We start from the raw sequence: 17319 nt of genomic DNA on the forward strand, positions 1-17319 counted from the left end.
TTTTGTCGAATGGAGGCGAGGGGAATCGAACCCCTGTCCGAAAACCCATCCATTAGAGTTTCTCCCATTACAGTCGCTAATTTGACATTCCCTCCCTCTAACGCCTAACGACAGGCTTTAGAGTTCAGTAGCTTCATAATTCTTCTTCCTTCTCAAAGCTTTGAAGGAGAAGTTCCCCACGTTGAATGATGCCCTAGTTTAAGCTGTGGGAGACTTAAGTAGGACAAGCTGCATTAGGCAGCTAATGCTAAATTATCTTCAGCGTTTAATTTAAATGTTCAGGTTGTTAACGCACTACCCTGAAAGTGCGAATGGCTACTCCAACTTCTGTGATCCCCGTCGAAACCAGTACGCCCCCTTATATATATAAAATCTCTGCTAAGCAGTGATTTTATTAACTTAATAAAGGTTCTTTACTTTAAATTGTTTCTCGGCTTCACGTCGTTGATCTTTTTTTGCGATATCTTGACGTTTGTCATGAAGTTTTTTACCTCGTGCTATACCTATCTGCATCTTCATCAAACTACCTTTTAGGTAAACCTGTAAAGGCACAATTGTAAAACCTTTAGCAGCTACAGCACCTTGCATCTTATTAATCTGTTCTTTATGCAACAATAGTTTACGTGTACGCAAAGGATCTTTATTGAAGATATTTCCTTTTTCGTAAGGACTAATATGCATGTTCATAATGAATGCTTCACCATCAATAATTTTGATAAAACTTTCTTTAATACTGCACTTCCCATTACGTAAGGATTTTACCTCTGTGCCATGGAGCACTAGTCCCGCTTCAAATGATTCTTCGATGAAGTAGTCATGACGAGCCTTTTTGTTCTGTGCTATTAATTTATATGTGTCTTTTGCCATAGGTCCCACTCCTTACTTCATCAACCAGCGGACTTATATCATATCGTAAAATGATTATAAGTTCAATGTAAATTACTTACAAAACCTTGAAAATTATTCTTTTATCGCTACATTATTATAACATATCTCCTTTAAAATGCAAGTTACGTTCATATTACATATCCGCCATTTTATTGTTTTTTACAACTTGAACTACTATAATAGAACTTGGAGGTGTTTTCGTAAAATGTATAATAAGCGCTATAAGTTTGGTCCTAGATTAAATTATGAACAAAAATATCGAAAATTAAAACGAAAATTTATAATTCTTACTTTATTTTTATTATTAATCATCTTATGTGGTGGCATTTATATTTATAAGAACTATAATTATTTAGCATTTAAGTATGTCATGACAGATCACTATGTCTATACCGAGACCATGGATCAAATGTTTAATGAGCAATTAAATTTACAAATTACCGAAGAAGAATATGACGATTACTTTGATTATCTAGTTATAGAAGTCATGAGCAATGAGATTCAAAAAACCAATAATGATCGTTACACTTATCTTTACACTCCAAATGCCTATGAGCAAATGAAGATTTATGAAGAAGAGGAAGCCAACGAGTCTTACTTTGAAACTATTAATGAAGATACAGTCTTTTTAAGTATAACCAACTTTTCAAAGTATACCGAAAAATACATAAAGAAAAATAAAGAAGAGTTAAACAGTTACCCCTACTTAATACTTGATCTAAGAAACAATGGTGGCGGTGACGTCTTTTCTCTTTATGATATTGCTGACCTGTTCTTACCAGAGGATACCATCATTAGTTCCAATATTACAAGAAGCGATTTACTAACACGAGATATGATGAGTAATGGTAAACCTTATTTTGATTTTGAACATATTGTTATTTTACAAGATGAAGGTACAGCAAGTGCATCAGAAAGTTTTATCGTGGCTTTAAAAGACCACTTAGCTAATGTAACACTTATCGGTTCAACGACCTTCGGCAAAGGTATTGGACAGTTTACATTACCACTTACAGATGGTTATGCTTTTAAAGCAACAACCATGTATTGGGAAGCCCCTAATGGCTATAGTATCCATCAAAGTGGTATTCAGCCAGATGTTATACACTCTACAGATGAAAGCATTATTGATTATGCTGAAATGTATATTAAGAACACTGTTAATTAATAAAAGTGAAGTCTAATTGGAGGTAAGAACACCATGTTCTTACCTCCATCCATCTCTAGGCAACGTAATTCTAAAAATAGTCCCTTTACCGATATCGCTTTGAAGAATGATACAACCATTATGCATATCAATAATCTTCTTAGTGATGCAAAGTCCTAATCCTGATCCACCAGTCTTAGAATTTCTAGATGGATCAACTCTTTTAAAAGGACTGAAGATACTTTCTTGCATTTCTTTTGGTATACCGATTCCATTATCGCTTAAAATTAACCTAACCATTCTCTTTGTATAAATAACTTCAACTCTTAATTCTGTATTTTCACCGTTATATTTAATAGCATTTTCAAACAGATTACTTATGGCCCTTCTCATTTCTTTAGGGCTAAAACTTAGAATTAAAGGCTCTTCTGGTATGATAAAATCATACTTAAAGTGATTCTCTTCAATTTCTGGTAGATACTCCATAATCACTTCACGGATAAACTGGCAGAAATCTAACTCCTCTAAGTGCAACTCGTAATGATTAGCATCTAATTTTGTGAAATCAAATAAATCCTCTATTAGATGATTAGCCCTGGTGGAATTGTTAACGATAATCTGCAAATAGTTATGGATTTCTGTTTCATCCATATGTTTGATATCTTTTTGTAAATAAGTACTATATCCTAGAACATTCGCTAAGGGGTTTTTTAAATCATGAGATATGTCCATAACCAATTGTTTACGAGAAGTCTCCAACTGCCTTGTTAATCTTTTTTCATCATCAATCCCTTTTGCTAAATCATTTAAGGCTTTAGCAACAATGGCATACTCGTTATTACTCTTTAGAATAATTTCATGATTATAATTTCCTTCTTGATATTGATGAACACCTTTCAGTATCTCATTCAAAGGTTTTAATATCTTACCTGATACAACCCTGGCAAATAAAAAAGTAGTCACTCCAATCAATAAAAAGAAGGTAAAGAATACATTACTAATGTCATCATCTCGCTTTGTTAGAATCATGATAATAATAGCTACAAAAAACATGAGGATAACGAGAATATCGACGATTACTGTATATGCGAATAATGAGTGGGATATCTTTTTCATTTGACACTCTCCATTTTATACCCCAATCCACGAATCGTTTTGAGATACCTTGGGTTCTTTGAATCATCTTCAATCTTATCCCTGATATGACTGATATGAACCATTACCGTATTATCATCCCCTAAGTAATACTCACCCCAAACTTTTTCATAGATTTGTTTTTTCGTAAATACCTTATCTAAGTTTGTCATCAGTAACTCAAGAATCTTAAGTTCCTTAGCATTTAGGCTAATTAAGTTTCCTGCTTTAGTGAAGGTATAGCCACCTATTTCTAGTCTTAGGTCTCCATTTTCTATAACACTATCCGATAACAGATTGGTTTGACTGTAATCGTAGGCTCTTCTTAGTTGAGCTTCCACTCTTGCTACAACCTCCATCGGATTAATGGGTTTAACCATATAGTCATCGGCACCCAGTCCTAACCCTAGTATTTTATCTGAATCTGTCCCTCGTGCTGTAAGCATTAGTACCGGTATTTTACTTGACCTTCTTAATTCCTTTAATACCTCTAAGCCATTTACTTTAGGCATCATAATATCTAATATCACTAAATCAATTTCCTCATCCAACTTATTTAAAGCTTCCGCTCCATCTTCTGCTTCTGCAACTTCAAAGCCTTGCTTAATCAGATGAATTTTAATTAAATGTCGTAGATCTTTTTCGTCTTCTGCTATGAGAATTTTCATGGGTACACCTCCAATACAAAAACGATTTCTACTATCATCCATTTGATTATACATCAGTATGGGTTATTAATAAATAATTTATATTGATTAAATATAAATTTAGGGCTGACAAAATCGTCAGCCCTCTTCTTGTAGTAGAAGTTGTGCATTTATTCTAGCACCTAATTCCAACACTATATAAGAATAATACTTTTCTCTCCGTTTTCGAAAAAAGGAACCTGGATTTAACATTAAAATACCTTGCCTCGTCTGGATCATCGGTTGATGACTATGCCCAAACACGATTATGTCAACCTTTTGATGTTCAAAAATAGATAAGGCTCTTTCTGGGGTGGTTTTACCTTTCCCCATATGCCCATGAGTAATGCCGATCTTCATATTTTCTAAAGTAGTGATTTGAGAATCCTTCAATATACTCTTTAAAAAAGAATCATCGTTATTACCGCAAACAGCAGATAATGGCTTCACTGATCTTATCCGCTCATATATACGCCTATCATTGAAATCACCAACATGAATAATATGATCCACATCTTCCAACTGATGAAGTAGATTATCCAACTTCGTATCATCATATTTCAAATGTGTATCCCCTATGACTCCTATTATCATTCTTGATGATCTTCCTCAAGGAGATCGTTGCTGACTACAATGAAATCAATTGTTTTGCGAATGATATCTGTGTCAATGAGTTTTACCTTAACACGATCACCTAGACGATAAATTTTCTTGGTTCTCTCACCAATGAATACATGCATTTTATCATCATAATTATAATAATCGTCCTCCATATTGGTAACATGAACAAGACCTTCAACTGTGTTAGGTAACTCGATGTACATACCCCATTTAGTTATACTGGATATAACACCATCAAAGATTTGCCCTAATTTATCTTCCATAAACCTTACTTTCATCAATTTCTCAGTTTCTCTTTCAGCCTCTTCAGCTCTTCTTTCAGTAACAGAACATTGCTTAGCAATTTCAGGCATTTTATTGGATAACATTGCTCCATACTTGTTTTCTAATTCACCATTGAGGTTTTTCTTAATTATACGATGTATTTGTAAATCTGGATATCTCCTAATTGGTGATGTAAAATGACTATAATATTTTGCAGCTAAACCAAAATGCCCGTCTGATGTGGCAGTGTATTGCGCACGTTTCATTGATCTTAATACTAATCTACTGATTATTGGTTCCTCTGATGATCCAGCTATATCATCTAGAACTTTTTGAATTGCCTTTGGATGAACCGTACCATGCTTACCCTTTATGCTATAACCAAAGTTATAGATAAATTCACTTAGTCCCTGTATCTTTTCTGGATCTGGCTCTTCATGAGAACGATACATAAAAGGCACATCCTGCCAATAATGATCCTCAGCTATAGTTTCGTTACATATAAGCATGAACTCTTCAATAATTCTTGTAGCAATACTACGTTCATATGGCTTTATCTCTACAGGTACACCTTCATCATTTAAATAAATCTTAGCTTCTTCAAAATCAAAGTCAATTGATCCTCTTTCTGTTCTCTTCTCACGTAGAATCATAGCTAGCTCTCTCATGAGCTCGAAGAAGTCTACAAAATCAGTATATTCATTGATTAGATCAGGATCGTGATCTTCAAGTATTTTTTTCACATTATTATAAGTCATACGCTTATCAATGTTGATGAGTGTTTCAGATATACGGTGATTCGTTACGTTACCCTCTGCATCAATATCCATAAAACAAGATAACGCTAAACGATCTACACCTGCATTTAATGAACACACGCCATTGGATAGTTTTCTAGGTAACATAGGTATAACCCTATCCACTAAGTATACGCTTGTTCCACGTTTATAAGCTTCTTTATCTAAAGGGGTATTCTCTCTAACGTAGTGGGTTACATCTGCAATATGAACACCAAGTCGATAGATACCGTTTGATAATTTCTCTAGTGAAATGGCGTCATCTAAATCTTTAGCATCTTCACCATCAATAGTGACCATCTTCATATTCCTGATATCTTCACGACTTCCTTTGTCCTCTTCTCTTACTTCTTCTGAAATACTATTGATCTGTTTGATGACTGCTTCTGGGAAGTCCACAGGTATTTCATATTGACGAACAACGGCGATAATTTCAGTAGTAGGATCTGTTACATGACCAAGTATCTCTATTATTTTTCCTTCTGGCTTTTTGCCTTGTTCTGGAAATTTAGTAATCTTTACAACAACTTTATGCCCCGTCTTTGCTCCGTTCATATCTTTTTTTGAAATAAAGATGTCTCTAGCATGTTTATTATCATCAGGTACAACAAAGCCAAAACTCTTATTATGTTGGAAAGTACCTACTATTTCAGTAGACCCGCGCTTGATGATTTCAACTATTTCACCTTCTGAACGTCTACCGTTCTCCTCAGGACGAATAATTCGGCATAAGACTCTATCCTTATTCATAGCGTCATTGGTACAATCCTTTGGAATAAAAATATCTCTTGCCTCAGGGTCATCTAAAACGACAAAACCATAACCGCCTTGGTTCCCTTCAAAAGTACCATTCATAAAGCCAATCGCTTCTGGTGTAGCAAATTTACCTCTTTTGGTTTGTACAATTTTACCTTCATCAATGAGTTCTTCTAATATATCCTCAAGGATTCCTCTTTCATAAGGCGATACACCTAATAGAACCATGATATCTTTGATTTTCATTGGTTTATAATCTTCATGTTTTATAAATCCATAAATCTTATTCTTTTTTTCTTCTCTATTCTGATTCATAATCTCACCTTTTACCTTAATCCTTTTCTTATTATTCTTCTTATGTGACATTCATTTTATACCCTACCAACTGATTATAAGTATAACCAATATTAGGTTGAGTCATTAACAAAAAAGCACACCTCGCATTATTAGCAAAGTGTGCCTATCTATTACATCATGATGTATAAAAGTAAAGCTAAAACGATAAATAATGTAGCAAGAAGCTTTGTACCTTTTTCAAGTTTTCCTTCTAAACTACGCGCTTTATTTTTCCCCCAGTATGATTCACCTGCACCAGCAATAGTGCCTAAACCAACTGTTTTTCCCTTTTGTAATAACACTATACCGATTAATAAAACACAATCAATTGCAAATAAAATTGATACAATAATTGCAGCTGTACTCACAAACCGCACCTCCTTAGTAGCATACCTATTTTATCATAAATACACAGTTATTTCAATGATAATACGTTAAGTTATAAATGTCAAGGCGTATTTTAAGTAAACAAAATATCCCAACAAGGAACTTTATCTTACTGCTACTAGGACACATGCTTCAGCAGTTGTTATTTCTTTTGCTTTGGCATAGTTTAAAATATCTTCACTCACTGTACCTGGCTGTAACCAAACATTCTTAATGCCTAAATCATGACATTGCTCAATGACTTTAATACCAATTTTAGGGTTAACAACAAAATCAACTACTTCCGGAACTTCTGGTAAATCTCCTAAAGCTTTATAGGCTCTGTCACCATCTATCTCATCGTATTTAGGACTTACTGGATATACTTTATAGCCGTGCTCCTTTAAACGCTTATAAATCTTATAACCAAATTTATCTTCATCTACTGTTGCACCAACAACAGCCCATACTTTTTTATCTAACATCTTTTCAGCTCGATCTGCATTCATCGAAAACTCCTCCTTGCATTCTTGTCTTCAAGTTAATATATAGGTTCCTATTGAATATATCTTATTATAACAGAAATTAAAAAACATGAAAAGTAGCTTATATTATATTATCACAATATTACGTTTTTAAGTCACAATCATTTCATCAAAAGTGGTAGGCCCGTCTTCCTCAACAAGTCTGTATCACTTGGCAAGTCATATAAAATGAGAAAAGGGCTTATTAAGCCCCCTACTTATCTTTATTGATTATATTTTGCAATGTTTTGAAAGTTTATACAATGGTTATCTTTGTCATATTCTCGTTTCAGCTCATTATCACGTTCTATCTGTAGATATTGGTGATACCTTAATTGATTGTTATTTAATCTTCTACCTAACTCCCTGTAAAACAGCATGGTTTACCCTCCTATTTTAGATGACTCCTTAACTCTACCATTTCCGACTACATTCAGAGATGTTTTATATTCTACCTTATCAATATTGCAATTATCCCTAATAACTACTTTGTCGCCTCTAACAATTTTTGATGTAGTATTAGTCAGATCGATAAGGTCACCTTCAATAACTTCTGTTTGAATATTACCTAAAAATTTCGTTGATGAATATCTCATATTTCTTGATCCAATGCGAATAAACCTACCACCAATCTCTTTGGCAGTACAATGACGATTAGGTATTATTTCTACGACATCACTATTTAATAACCCTTCAATAGTAAACTCACCGTTTGATCGAAAGTTTTCAGCTTCTACATTCTCTTGTACCATTAAACTGCCATTAATTTTGATATATTCTGTCTCAATATTCTTTTCAGACCTTAGCTCACCATTAACTTTAATTTCTTTCGCAGTTAATAGTTCTTTAAATAAAGCTCCACCATTGATTTTTAGTTCTGAGAAAGAAGTACTACCCATAAACTTACTATCACCATTGATTTTGGCTTCTCCTGCCGTGACTTCACTATGAAAGTTGGCTGATCCATTGATCTTTAATTCATCTTGAACTTTTACATGTCCTTCTTGTTCAAAGTTACCATTAATCTTCAAAGTATCCATCTCACTGTTACCGTTCATAACAAGATTACCGTTTACTTTTACATCATTATAATTACCACCTTGAACTTGACTATTATCATTAATTTTTAGATCCATAACTCTACCTCCCTATTATTCAACCTTTAATACTTTCTTAACTTTTGCATTTGGATGTACGTTAAGCTTACTCTTGTATTCAACAAAGTTGACTTCACATCCTTCACCAATAGTAATATCTTCTCCTCTTATTGTTCCTGCATCAGTGTGCTCAATATTGATTTGATCTCCTTCAATGAGTTCTGTGCATAATTGAGGCTTTCCATTCAGATACTGTAGAAGACTAAATAATTCCCTTTCATTTCTTTTAATTGTGATATTCTTTCCTCCAATTTCTTTAATGCTAATTCTCTGGTGGAAATTAATACTTATGTCATCACCACTTAATAGCCCATCTATATTTACGGTACCTTCACCATAAAAGGCATCGCAAGCAGTATCGCCATTAACTTTAAGTGTACCCGCTACATTGATTTTCTTACCTTCTAAACCATCTAGACAAGTGCACATACCAGCTATGTGTATGTCACCAACTTGGCTTCTACCATGTATTTTTGCTTTACCACTGATATTACACTCTGAAGCAATGAAGTCTTTTTCGAAGTTGGCAACACCGGCAACTTCAGCTTTTTCCATTACCTCTATATTGCCATTGACTTTTACCATTCCAGCCACATTTAACTTTAAGCAAATCACATCACCATTTAAGGTATTCATTCCAGCTACATTAACCTTCTCTTGAATATTAATATTACTCCTATCATTACTTCTTTTATTTTGTATACCTTCCATAGCTATTCCTCCTAGACTTGAACTACTTCATTTACCTTGGCCTTTGATGAGATATTAACAGAACTCTTGTACTCAACACGTTCTATAACGCAACCACTTCCAATAATCACATTTTTACCCCTTACCAGCTTTGCTTCCGTTGACTCAAGTTGGATGTTATCCCCTTCAATACTCTCGGTATTTAAATGACCTTTATTGACTAAGGTCCCTTTTGACTCAACTTTGATGGTCTGACCTCCGATTTCCCTTGCATAACTTTTATCTTTTAATGTAATATCAATAACATCTCCTGTCAGCAACCCATCTACATGAAAAGATCCATTAAGCATCACTTTCTCAGCGGCAATTTCCTCCTTTGCCTCTAATACACCTCTTACTTCTAATTGATTACATTCTAAACTTTCTTGAATTTTGATAACACCTTTGGTGTCAATCTTCTTAATACCTCTGATTTTTGAATATATTCCGGTTCCTGCTATATGGATTTCTTCACAATCCAAGGTACCTTTTACTCTATCTGTTCCTCTGACTTTAACAGATTTGGCTTTCATATTCCCATCAACAGTCTGTGTACCAAATAATGAATATTTATCGGCAACTGTAATATTCCCCTTAACAGTTGCAACACCTAAACATTTGTGTTTTCTTATTGTTACACTGCCTTCTATAACTGCTACGCCCATTATTAAAACCTTTTCATAATTTCCTCCTGAGGTATTACCAACACCAACAATATTTAAATTACTTTTATCACTCATTTGACATACCTCCAAGGCTTTCTACTATTTCGTCTACTCGTTCTTTACATTGATAAGAATTAAAAAATTCTCTAAAACCAAAATCTTGCTCATAGTATATTTCTGCGGACTCTTCTTTAATTAAAATTTGTTCTTGATTACTCATAAAGACAATATAATGTTTATTATCTAGATCCATCTTACTTAGTAAGTTCCAAATTTCATTCCCCTTTTCATTAGGAATATCCATATGACGTTTAAACTCTTCCAGTATAATGCACTTGGCTATAACACTAAAACTAAGCATTTCTTCATCTTTCAAGAGTTCTAGAGTATACTGACTAAAATAACGCGTTGTTGCTAAATCATCTCTTGTTATTGAAACTTTTTTACTATTGGCCGAGAAAATATCTGCAAGTTCATCTAAAGAATATCTATCTTTCAAATCAATAATCATATCAATACGCTTTAAAACGGCTTCTTTTGGAAAGAAAGTCTCCTGACCTGTATAACTAGACTTTTTCACAAACCACTCTTCCGGTAATAATTTTTTCCTCTTCCACCTGTATAGCTGACCGTAGGAAATCCCTTTTAGCTCTAATAAATCTTTTTTTGAAATCATTTCTCTTTCCATGTGACACCACCTTCATTCATCTAAGGTCTTTATTCTTCCTTATTTACGTTTAGGTTTTCTTAACTTAACGCTTTTGCCATATTTTCTTCCTTTTAATTCTTCCTCTATTTCATCACGCCTAACACCTATATATCCGACACCATATAAACAGCAATCTAATTCATTCATGTAACACACCTCCAATGTAACAATGTTTTGTTTTATTAATTACATGGTAGCATAACAATGTTTCGCTGTCAATATCTTTTTGTAACATTGTTACGCACTATTAATCAGCAAAAAAAATACTACTCCTAATGAGTAGTCTATTAGATTGGGAATGACAATGTAAATCTTATCTAAAATGCTTATTGAATTCTTCGTTCAATAAATCTTCATTTAAATTTTCCAATGCAAGTTCATTTGATGTGATGCAAAGCCCTGCACAAATTGTACCTAGTTGTAAGCAATCCTTTATCGATTTTTCCTTTAGGAAGCCATACAAAAAACCTGAGAAGAAGCTATCTCCTGCACCGTTAGCATCTTTAAATTGATAATCATCAACAATGGGTGTCTCAATCCATTTTCGCTCCTTAGTCAAAGCTGTTGATCCCTTCTTCCCATGAGTGCATACTACAAGTTCTTTACCATCTTCTACTATCCACTTTTCCATAATAGGCTTATAGTCACTCATATTGTCTGAACTTACAAAAATATAATCAGCTATTTGGATATAATCTTGGTGATATGGATTACCAAAATTATAATCATGTAGATCTGTCCAAACTGGTTTATTGTACTTTTTAATCAATGGAATAAGTTGCTTTGTATATCCAACGATATTTAACACTACTAGATCACATTCTTTAATATACGTCTCTAGTCGTTCCATATCTAACGATAAGTCAACAGATGACTGAGTTATGAAAATTGAGATCCTTTGTCCGTTTGGATCCATTAGGTTGACATGCCTTTCAGTTCCCTTTGAATCTATATCGTAGATGAATTTAACTTCTCTCTCTTCAAGGCCCTTTCTAATCCGGTCACCATAGATGTCATTCCCTATGATGGAATGTAGGGTATTATCGACATTGAGTTTTGTTAAGTTCAGAGCTTTTCCAGCGCCAGTAGATCCTAATGCTTCATTAAAATCAGCATAGTGAATGGTTTGGGGCTCTGGTTCAGGCAGTTTCTCCAAATAAATGATAGAATCTAGAGTAGTACCTCCAATAATCAAGACTTTTTTCATATTAAACTGCTCCCTTAAAAATATTTTCATTACATTTCAATCTAGAATTCATAACCTGTTGGTTACTTTGTGCAAACGGTATTCTAAATTAATTATAGCATTTATTTGAGTTTTTACAAATTGAAAAATAAAAAACGATATAGTAATCGAACATTTTAAAAATTTCCCCCTTTAATATTCGATTATTATCTGTTATAATAAATCTGGATGTAAAAAGCATGAATTCTATCATAGATAAGGGTGGTTATTATTATGAGAAATGATATAGACCAAGTTTTAATATCTGAAACTGATCTTGAAAAAAGAATAAGTGAATTAGGCGTTGAAATTACAAAAGATTATGCTAATAAAGACCTATTAGTTGTGGGTATTTTAAAAGGTGCTAATATATTTATGAGTGATCTGGTAAGACAAATTGATCAATCCATTATGATGGATTTTATGGTTGTTTCTAGTTATGGAACAGAAGCTGTCAGCAGTGGTGTCGTTAAGATCATTAAAGATTTAGATTTTGATATCGAAGGTAAAGATATTTTAATCGTTGAAGATATCATTGATACAGGCTTAACTCTATCTTACCTAAAAGAATATTTAATGAATCGTAAAGCTGCCTCAGTAAAAATTTGCTCATTACTTAATAAACCTTCAAGAAGAGTCAATCATGTAACAATCGATTATCTTGGCTTCGAAGTACCTGATGAATTTATTATCGGCTATGGTATTGATTATGCAGAACATTATCGAAATCTTCCATTTATCGGAACATTAAAAAGAAGTGTTTATGAAAAATAATAGCTAATTACTATGTGGGCTCCTCTAGAAGAGCCCTTTATTATGTATCCCTTTCTCAATCACATCCTGATTGTGCTAATGCTGCAATATGACAATTGGTAATATTGATATTAGATGCATCCATATCAATAATTTTGCATCTTATAGAATATTGGTAGCACTCTGGAAATACATTCGTATCACAGTAAAAAATATTGAAGGTTTGAGCTGATTCAATAACCTCTCTGAAAAACCAAGAACCAATAAGAATTTCTTGTTTAAAATTAAACATCCTATATAACAGAAATTCTATTTGCACATACCCCGTCATATCAAGTTCCACAAAATGGACATTACATGAAAAATCAATTTTAACTTTAGGTCTGCATAGACACTTTGTGTCAATGCTTACGTTACCAAGTGCTATTGGCATACATACTTGGTGGGGATTTGTCATGAAAAGAATACTACTTTCAGTTGTAAAAGAATATTCATTACATGTACCACATTCCAAAATAATTGGTTTTGGCTTGGTATAATTATAAGTTTTTTCCATGTCAAGGTTTTTATATTCTAAAAACCCTGTATAATAACCATTAGCCACGTCATCCTCCCCTTTATTATCCCAAGTTAAGCATAATATATTGTATTCTACTATAAGTACTTTGCTACCCCATATTTGGAAATAACTAAAAAGAATCTATAATAGAATAGACTCTTTTATCTTTTTTATATTTTAGGCTTATTATTTTTTATCCATTTTAAAGCTAGATCAGGGCGTTTCTTTCTTAAAATATCTATAAAATCGTTAAGTACACCTAATTTATTTAAATCTCTTATTAAATAAACATATAATTTAGTTTTTCTCTTTTTAACGGGATCAATAACCTTGATCTCATTATCATTAAGTATTAAGACATGTTTATTTAAACCATCGAAATCTACATAACCTATCTTATCAAACTCCTCAGCAAAATCTATTAATGTCATAGCTAATTTTTTTGAAAGTCCATTCTCTTTAATATAATCTCTAAAATGAATTCCTTCAACATACTCCCTTAACATGAATCTTCCCTTACATTCAAAAACATTAGGAAAGTATTTATTGCCTTCCATTTCCCTAAGTATTTTATACTCTGATATGCATCGTTGTGGGTAAAGATATACCTTTAAAACCTTTCTATCAGGTGTCATATATATAGCCCCCTCTTTTCCACCACCTATTCTTATCAAATCCCTCGTATTTATTCCAAAAATCTGTTTACTCACAATAACACCGCCTTAACATCCTTAAATAATTACTTAAATGAAAAAATTAGCTTGATGATGATAAATCACCAAGCTTTTATTATGAATGTTTAAATTAATTAATTAGCTACATCCTTCTCTAGCAAATCCAGCAATATGACAATCATTAACGCAAATAGAACAATCATCTACTACACAAGGTTTACATCTTATAGAATAAGTGCAGCATCCTGGGCAAGAATTACAATCGCAATAGAAAAAGCTAAATGTTTGAGAAAAAATATCGCCTTCGTCGTCAATTTTAAAAGTCCAACTATCTAATTGAAGCTCCTGACCACCATCACATGATCTGAACAATTGGAATAACAGTTCAACCTCTCCTGATCCATTATCTGGAACAAAATGAACGTTACTTGAAAATTGGATCATACATTTAGGTTGACATAAGCATGTAGTATCAAGAACAACTGTTCCTAATGCTCTTTCAGTATTAGCTAAACAGGCAATTGTTGTAGGACCACCATCGGACATTGAGAAACCACTACCAGTACCACATTCAAATAAAATTGGTTTAGGTAGAGGGTGACCTGGTCGTCTACAGCGAACACAATCTCTACAATCTCGGCCTCTATCACTGTCATAGTCTCTTTCCATTTCTTTATAATCTGACATGATTTCACCATCCTTATAAAATATTGGGGACTTAAGCTTTGTCCTAATATATACTATTCTCTAGTGGCTATTTATGTGACATGCCTAATGATTAATTTTAATATAATATACTAATACCTTTAAACTGAATAAATTCCATATTCAATCTCAAAAGCTAAGTACTATTTATATCAAAAATAAATCGAGGTGGAGCTATGAAAAAAATAGGTCATAAAGATCAGGTAGAACATGAAGATCGTTTAGCAATTAACAAGTTAACAAAAGTAAATTCAAATGAATTAGCAAAAGTAAATAATAATATGTTACATGATCAACAGAATTCAAACCCTCTAGTTAAAAGAGGGTCTAAAGAAGAGACTGTATCTCAAGGTGAGAAAGGTCCTAAAGGGGATACCGGACCACAAGGTGAGAAAGGTCCTAAAGGCGACATGGGGCCACAAGGTGATAGAGGTCCTAAAGGCGATGTGGGACTACAAGGTGATAGAGGTCCTAAAGGCGATATGGGGTCACAAGGTGATAGAGGTCCTAAAGGCGATGTGGGACTACAAGGTGATAGAGGTCCTAAAGGTGATCTGGGACCTAAAGGTGAAAAGGGTGATTCCGGTGAATTTATAGGCAAAGGGAGTTTAATGGCTTGGGAAAAATTTATAAACCATTTGCTAACTTTAAATATTGTAACTGTTGATTTTTGTACTACTACTCAAAAACCTTGCTACATAAATAATCCTTTAAGTCCCATTGAAAATTTTATGATTGAGATTGGTGACTTTATCATACCTATCTGGCAATTGATTGGTATAAAACTTACAGTTCGAGCAGATGAAATTACTGATGATGAGTTACTAAATGGGCTTATTATATTACCACAATACTCTTTTAGTGAATGTGAGTATTTTTTTAGACAGAGGCTTCAACAGCTACAAGCAAATGAAATCATTATTAATATCAACACCTTAGGTGATCAATATTACTTTAATATTAATAAAGTAATGATTGTAGGAATAGGTATTGGTATTATATTGGTTAAACCACTAGATTTAACAACTGACCATGACTATTTCGCACTTTCCATAAGTAAAATAGCTAGTATCGAAAAATATAAAGAAAAAAGAGGGTTGACATCAGAGATGTAACGTGGTAAAGTATTATAAATAATTCAACAATTTAAAATATTCTTATCAAGAGTGGTGGAGGGACTGGCCCTTTGAAGCCCAGCAACCGGCGTTAAGCATCGGTGCTAAATCCTGCAGATATTAAATCTGAGAGATAAGTCAAGAGAATGTATTCTCCTCTAGATCTCTCTAGAGGAGTTTTATTTTATAAGGAGGTTATCATATGAAAAAAGAATTGAAATTTGATACATTACAAGTCCATGCTGGTCAAAATCCTGATCCAACAACAGGTTCTCGTGCAGTTCCTCTTTATCAAACTACAGCTTATGTATTTGATAACTCTGAACATGCAAGCAAATTATTTGCTTTAGAAGAAGCTGGTAACATCTATACAAGAATCATGAATCCAACTACAGCTGTTCTTGAAGAAAGAGTCGCTGCTTTAGAAGGTGGAAAGGCTGCTTTAGCCGTATCATCAGGGTCTTCAGCTGTTACCTATGCAATACTTGCTATCTGCCAACATGGTGATCATATTGTTGCTGCAAACACATTATATGGTGGTACATATAATCTATTTGCTAATACCCTACCACGTTTTGGTATTACAACGGAATTTGTTGATCCAGCTGACCCCAAAAACTTTGCTAATGCAATAACATCACAAACAAAAGCCATTTTTATTGAATCCATCGGTAACCCCAATGCTAATGTGGTGGATATTGATAAGATTGCTCAAGTAGCTCAAGAACATCATTTACCTTTAATAGTTGATAATACCTTTGCTACCCCTTATTTATTGCGTCCGCTGGAACACGGAGCTAATATTGTTGTTCATTCTGCAACAAAATTTATGGGAGGACATGGTACTTCTATTGGTGGTGTTATCGTTGATGGTGGTAATTTTGATTGGGGTAAAGACAAAAAATTCCCTCTACTATCAGAGCCAGAACCCGGTTATCATGGCCTAGTCTTTAGCGATATTGTTCCTGAGTTGGCCTTTATAACCAGAGCTAGAGTAACCTTATTAAGAGATACTGGTGCAGCTATTAGCCCATTTAATGCATTCCTTATACTACAAGGTCTGGAGACTTTATCTCTTAGGATGGAAAAACATATTAACAACGCAAAAGCCATTGCAGAATTTTTAGACACACACACTAAAATTGAAAGCGTTCATTATCCTAACTTACCAAACAGTCCTTTTAAGGATCTAGCAGAACGCTATTTTCCAAAAGGAGCTGGTGCAGTATTTACCTTCAATATTAAAGGTACTAAAGAGGATTGTACCAAGTTTATTGATAACGTACAGCTTTTCTCACACTTAGCTAATGTTGGGGATGCTAAGTCCTTAATCATTCATCCTGCTTCTACAACCCATCAGCAATTATCTGAGGAGCAACAAAGAAGTTCTGGAATAACCCCATCATTGATTCGGACTTCTATTGGTATTGAAGATGTTGATGATCTAATAGCTGATCTTAATCAGGCATTAGAGAGTATTTAAAACTACACAGCAAAATTGGGTTACTT

At 33.6% G+C, this 17319-nt stretch carries 21 protein-coding genes, 1 other RNA gene and 1 riboswitch; of the genes, 4 read left to right on the plus strand and 18 right to left on the minus strand.

The window, feature by feature from the left end:
* Positions 1-7: 7 nt before the first annotated feature.
* Together ssrA and smpB are read right to left on the minus strand one after the other, a co-directional pair.
* Positions 8-358, minus strand: a transfer-messenger RNA (tmRNA) gene (gene ssrA / locus C1Y58_RS15650).
* Positions 359-399: 41 nt separating this feature from the next.
* Complete coding sequence (gene smpB, locus C1Y58_RS15655; RefSeq protein WP_105617022.1) at positions 400-867, minus strand: SsrA-binding protein SmpB; 468 nt, start codon at positions 865-867, stop codon at positions 400-402.
* A gap of 226 nt (positions 868-1093) precedes the next feature.
* Here smpB and C1Y58_RS15660 point away from each other — a divergent pair, with 226 nt between their 5' ends.
* Positions 1094-2056, plus strand: coding sequence for a S41 family peptidase (locus C1Y58_RS15660; protein WP_157950136.1), 963 nt, complete (start codon positions 1094-1096; stop codon positions 2054-2056).
* 39 nt (positions 2057-2095) lie between these two features.
* On the opposite strand, the gene C1Y58_RS15665 is transcribed toward C1Y58_RS15660, so the two are convergent.
* From C1Y58_RS15665 to C1Y58_RS15715, 13 genes are all read right to left on the minus strand, one after another.
* The gene (locus C1Y58_RS15665; RefSeq protein WP_105617024.1) at positions 2096-3151 is read right to left on the minus strand and encodes a HAMP domain-containing sensor histidine kinase; all 1056 of its coding nucleotides are present in this window, start codon (positions 3149-3151) and stop codon (positions 2096-2098) included.
* Entirely contained in the window at positions 3148-3837 is a 690-nt protein-coding gene (locus C1Y58_RS15670) for a response regulator transcription factor (RefSeq protein ID WP_105617025.1), read from the minus strand. Before C1Y58_RS15670 ends, C1Y58_RS15665 begins: the two co-directional genes overlap by 4 nt.
* A 117-nt stretch (positions 3838-3954) precedes the next feature.
* Positions 3955-4449, minus strand: coding sequence for a metallophosphoesterase family protein (locus C1Y58_RS15675; RefSeq protein ID WP_105617026.1), 495 nt, complete (start codon positions 4447-4449; stop codon positions 3955-3957).
* Positions 4446-6659, minus strand: a complete 2214-nt coding sequence (gene rnr, locus C1Y58_RS15680) for a ribonuclease R (protein WP_330404434.1) — start codon at positions 6657-6659, stop codon at positions 4446-4448. The genes C1Y58_RS15675 and rnr overlap by 4 nt, the downstream gene beginning before the upstream one ends.
* A gap of 101 nt (positions 6660-6760) precedes the next feature.
* Complete coding sequence (gene secG / locus C1Y58_RS15685) at positions 6761-6997, minus strand: preprotein translocase subunit SecG (protein ID WP_105617027.1); 237 nt, start codon at positions 6995-6997, stop codon at positions 6761-6763.
* Between the two features lie 123 nt (positions 6998-7120).
* Positions 7121-7504: a CoA-binding protein gene (locus tag C1Y58_RS15690; protein WP_105617028.1), complete on the minus strand. Its 384-nt coding sequence runs from the start codon at positions 7502-7504 to the stop codon at positions 7121-7123.
* Between the two features lie 239 nt (positions 7505-7743).
* Complete coding sequence (locus tag C1Y58_RS26490) at positions 7744-7899, minus strand: hypothetical protein (RefSeq protein WP_157950138.1); 156 nt, start codon at positions 7897-7899, stop codon at positions 7744-7746.
* A 3-nt stretch (positions 7900-7902) separates the two neighbouring features.
* A complete protein-coding gene (locus tag C1Y58_RS15695) occupies positions 7903-8655 on the minus strand; it encodes a bactofilin family protein (RefSeq protein ID WP_105617029.1) in 753 nt (250 codons plus the stop codon).
* A gap of 15 nt (positions 8656-8670) precedes the next feature.
* Positions 8671-9387 (minus strand): hypothetical protein, encoded by a 717-nt coding sequence (locus C1Y58_RS15700; protein WP_105617030.1) that lies wholly within the window; start codon positions 9385-9387, stop codon positions 8671-8673.
* Between the two features lie 11 nt (positions 9388-9398).
* On the minus strand, positions 9399-10145 hold the full coding sequence (locus tag C1Y58_RS15705) for a hypothetical protein (protein WP_105617031.1): 747 nt from the start codon (positions 10143-10145) through the stop codon (positions 9399-9401).
* Positions 10138-10758, minus strand: a complete 621-nt coding sequence (locus C1Y58_RS15710) for a DUF4004 family protein (RefSeq protein ID WP_105617032.1) — start codon at positions 10756-10758, stop codon at positions 10138-10140. The genes C1Y58_RS15705 and C1Y58_RS15710 overlap by 8 nt, the downstream gene beginning before the upstream one ends.
* Positions 10759-10797: 39 nt before the next feature.
* A complete protein-coding gene (locus C1Y58_RS27070) occupies positions 10798-10926 on the minus strand; it encodes a hypothetical protein (RefSeq protein ID WP_278286120.1) in 129 nt (42 codons plus the stop codon).
* Positions 10927-11092: 166 nt separating this feature from the next.
* Entirely contained in the window at positions 11093-11986 is an 894-nt protein-coding gene (locus C1Y58_RS15715; RefSeq protein WP_105617033.1) for a carbohydrate kinase family protein, read from the minus strand.
* Positions 11987-12238: 252 nt separating this feature from the next.
* Between C1Y58_RS15715 and hpt the strand changes: the two genes are divergently transcribed.
* Positions 12239-12778, plus strand: coding sequence for a hypoxanthine phosphoribosyltransferase (gene hpt / locus C1Y58_RS15720; RefSeq protein WP_105617034.1), 540 nt, complete (start codon positions 12239-12241; stop codon positions 12776-12778).
* Positions 12779-12833: 55 nt separating this feature from the next.
* Here hpt and C1Y58_RS15725 read toward each other — a convergent pair whose 3' ends face one another.
* The 3 genes from C1Y58_RS15725 to C1Y58_RS15735 form a co-directional block, all read right to left on the minus strand.
* A complete protein-coding gene (locus C1Y58_RS15725) occupies positions 12834-13361 on the minus strand; it encodes a DUF4489 domain-containing protein (protein ID WP_105617035.1) in 528 nt (175 codons plus the stop codon).
* A gap of 125 nt (positions 13362-13486) precedes the next feature.
* Positions 13487-14026, minus strand: a complete 540-nt coding sequence (locus C1Y58_RS15730) for a serine/threonine protein kinase (RefSeq protein WP_157950139.1) — start codon at positions 14024-14026, stop codon at positions 13487-13489.
* Positions 14027-14128: 102 nt separating this feature from the next.
* Positions 14129-14677: a DUF4489 domain-containing protein gene (locus C1Y58_RS15735; protein ID WP_105617037.1), complete on the minus strand. Its 549-nt coding sequence runs from the start codon at positions 14675-14677 to the stop codon at positions 14129-14131.
* A gap of 194 nt (positions 14678-14871) precedes the next feature.
* Between C1Y58_RS15735 and C1Y58_RS15740 the strand changes: the two genes are divergently transcribed.
* Both C1Y58_RS15740 and C1Y58_RS15745 read left to right on the plus strand, forming a co-directional pair.
* Entirely contained in the window at positions 14872-15810 is a 939-nt protein-coding gene (locus C1Y58_RS15740; RefSeq protein ID WP_105617038.1) for a collagen-like domain-containing protein, read from the plus strand.
* A gap of 39 nt (positions 15811-15849) precedes the next feature.
* A riboswitch (SAM riboswitch) is annotated at positions 15850-15950 on the plus strand.
* Positions 15951-16012: 62 nt separating this feature from the next.
* Positions 16013-17293: an O-acetylhomoserine aminocarboxypropyltransferase/cysteine synthase family protein gene (locus C1Y58_RS15745; RefSeq protein ID WP_105617039.1), complete on the plus strand. Its 1281-nt coding sequence runs from the start codon at positions 16013-16015 to the stop codon at positions 17291-17293.
* Positions 17294-17319 lie beyond the last annotated feature (26 nt).

It is taken from the genome of Vallitalea okinawensis (assembly GCF_002964605.1).
In the GTDB taxonomy this organism is placed as follows: Bacteria; Bacillota; Clostridia; order Lachnospirales; family PQDH01; genus Vallitalea_A; species Vallitalea_A okinawensis.

Bases quoted from the DNA above. Each gene is read 5' to 3' on its own strand.
- hpt (WP_105617034.1), top strand. From the start codon at position 12,239: ATGAGAAATGATATAGACCAAGTTTTAATATCTGAAACTGATCTTGAA.
- C1Y58_RS15705 (WP_105617031.1), bottom strand. From the start codon at position 10,145: ATGAGTGATAAAAGTAATTTAAATATTGTTGGTGTTGGTAATACCTCA.
- C1Y58_RS26490 (WP_157950138.1), bottom strand. From the start codon at position 7,899: ATGCTGTTTTACAGGGAGTTAGGTAGAAGATTAAATAACAATCAATTA.
- C1Y58_RS15745 (WP_105617039.1), top strand. From the start codon at position 16,013: ATGAAAAAAGAATTGAAATTTGATACATTACAAGTCCATGCTGGTCAA.
- C1Y58_RS15665 (WP_105617024.1), bottom strand. From the start codon at position 3,151: ATGAAAAAGATATCCCACTCATTATTCGCATATACAGTAATCGTCGAT.
- C1Y58_RS15675 (WP_105617026.1), bottom strand. From the start codon at position 4,449: ATGATAATAGGAGTCATAGGGGATACACATTTGAAATATGATGATACG.
- C1Y58_RS15710 (WP_105617032.1), bottom strand. From the start codon at position 10,758: ATGGAAAGAGAAATGATTTCAAAAAAAGATTTATTAGAGCTAAAAGGG.
- C1Y58_RS15740 (WP_105617038.1), top strand. From the start codon at position 14,872: ATGAAAAAAATAGGTCATAAAGATCAGGTAGAACATGAAGATCGTTTA.
- smpB (WP_105617022.1), bottom strand. From the start codon at position 867: ATGGCAAAAGACACATATAAATTAATAGCACAGAACAAAAAGGCTCGT.
- rnr (WP_330404434.1), bottom strand. From the start codon at position 6,659: ATGTCACATAAGAAGAATAATAAGAAAAGGATTAAGGTAAAAGGTGAG.
- C1Y58_RS15735 (WP_105617037.1), bottom strand. From the start codon at position 14,677: ATGTCAGATTATAAAGAAATGGAAAGAGACTATGACAGTGATAGAGGC.
- C1Y58_RS27070 (WP_278286120.1), bottom strand. From the start codon at position 10,926: ATGAATGAATTAGATTGCTGTTTATATGGTGTCGGATATATAGGTGTT.
- C1Y58_RS15670 (WP_105617025.1), bottom strand. From the start codon at position 3,837: ATGAAAATTCTCATAGCAGAAGACGAAAAAGATCTACGACATTTAATT.
- C1Y58_RS15715 (WP_105617033.1), bottom strand. From the start codon at position 11,986: ATGAAAAAAGTCTTGATTATTGGAGGTACTACTCTAGATTCTATCATT.
- C1Y58_RS15695 (WP_105617029.1), bottom strand. From the start codon at position 8,655: ATGGATCTAAAAATTAATGATAATAGTCAAGTTCAAGGTGGTAATTAT.
- C1Y58_RS15660 (WP_157950136.1), top strand. From the start codon at position 1,094: ATGTATAATAAGCGCTATAAGTTTGGTCCTAGATTAAATTATGAACAA.
- C1Y58_RS15690 (WP_105617028.1), bottom strand. From the start codon at position 7,504: ATGAATGCAGATCGAGCTGAAAAGATGTTAGATAAAAAAGTATGGGCT.
- C1Y58_RS15700 (WP_105617030.1), bottom strand. From the start codon at position 9,387: ATGGAAGGTATACAAAATAAAAGAAGTAATGATAGGAGTAATATTAAT.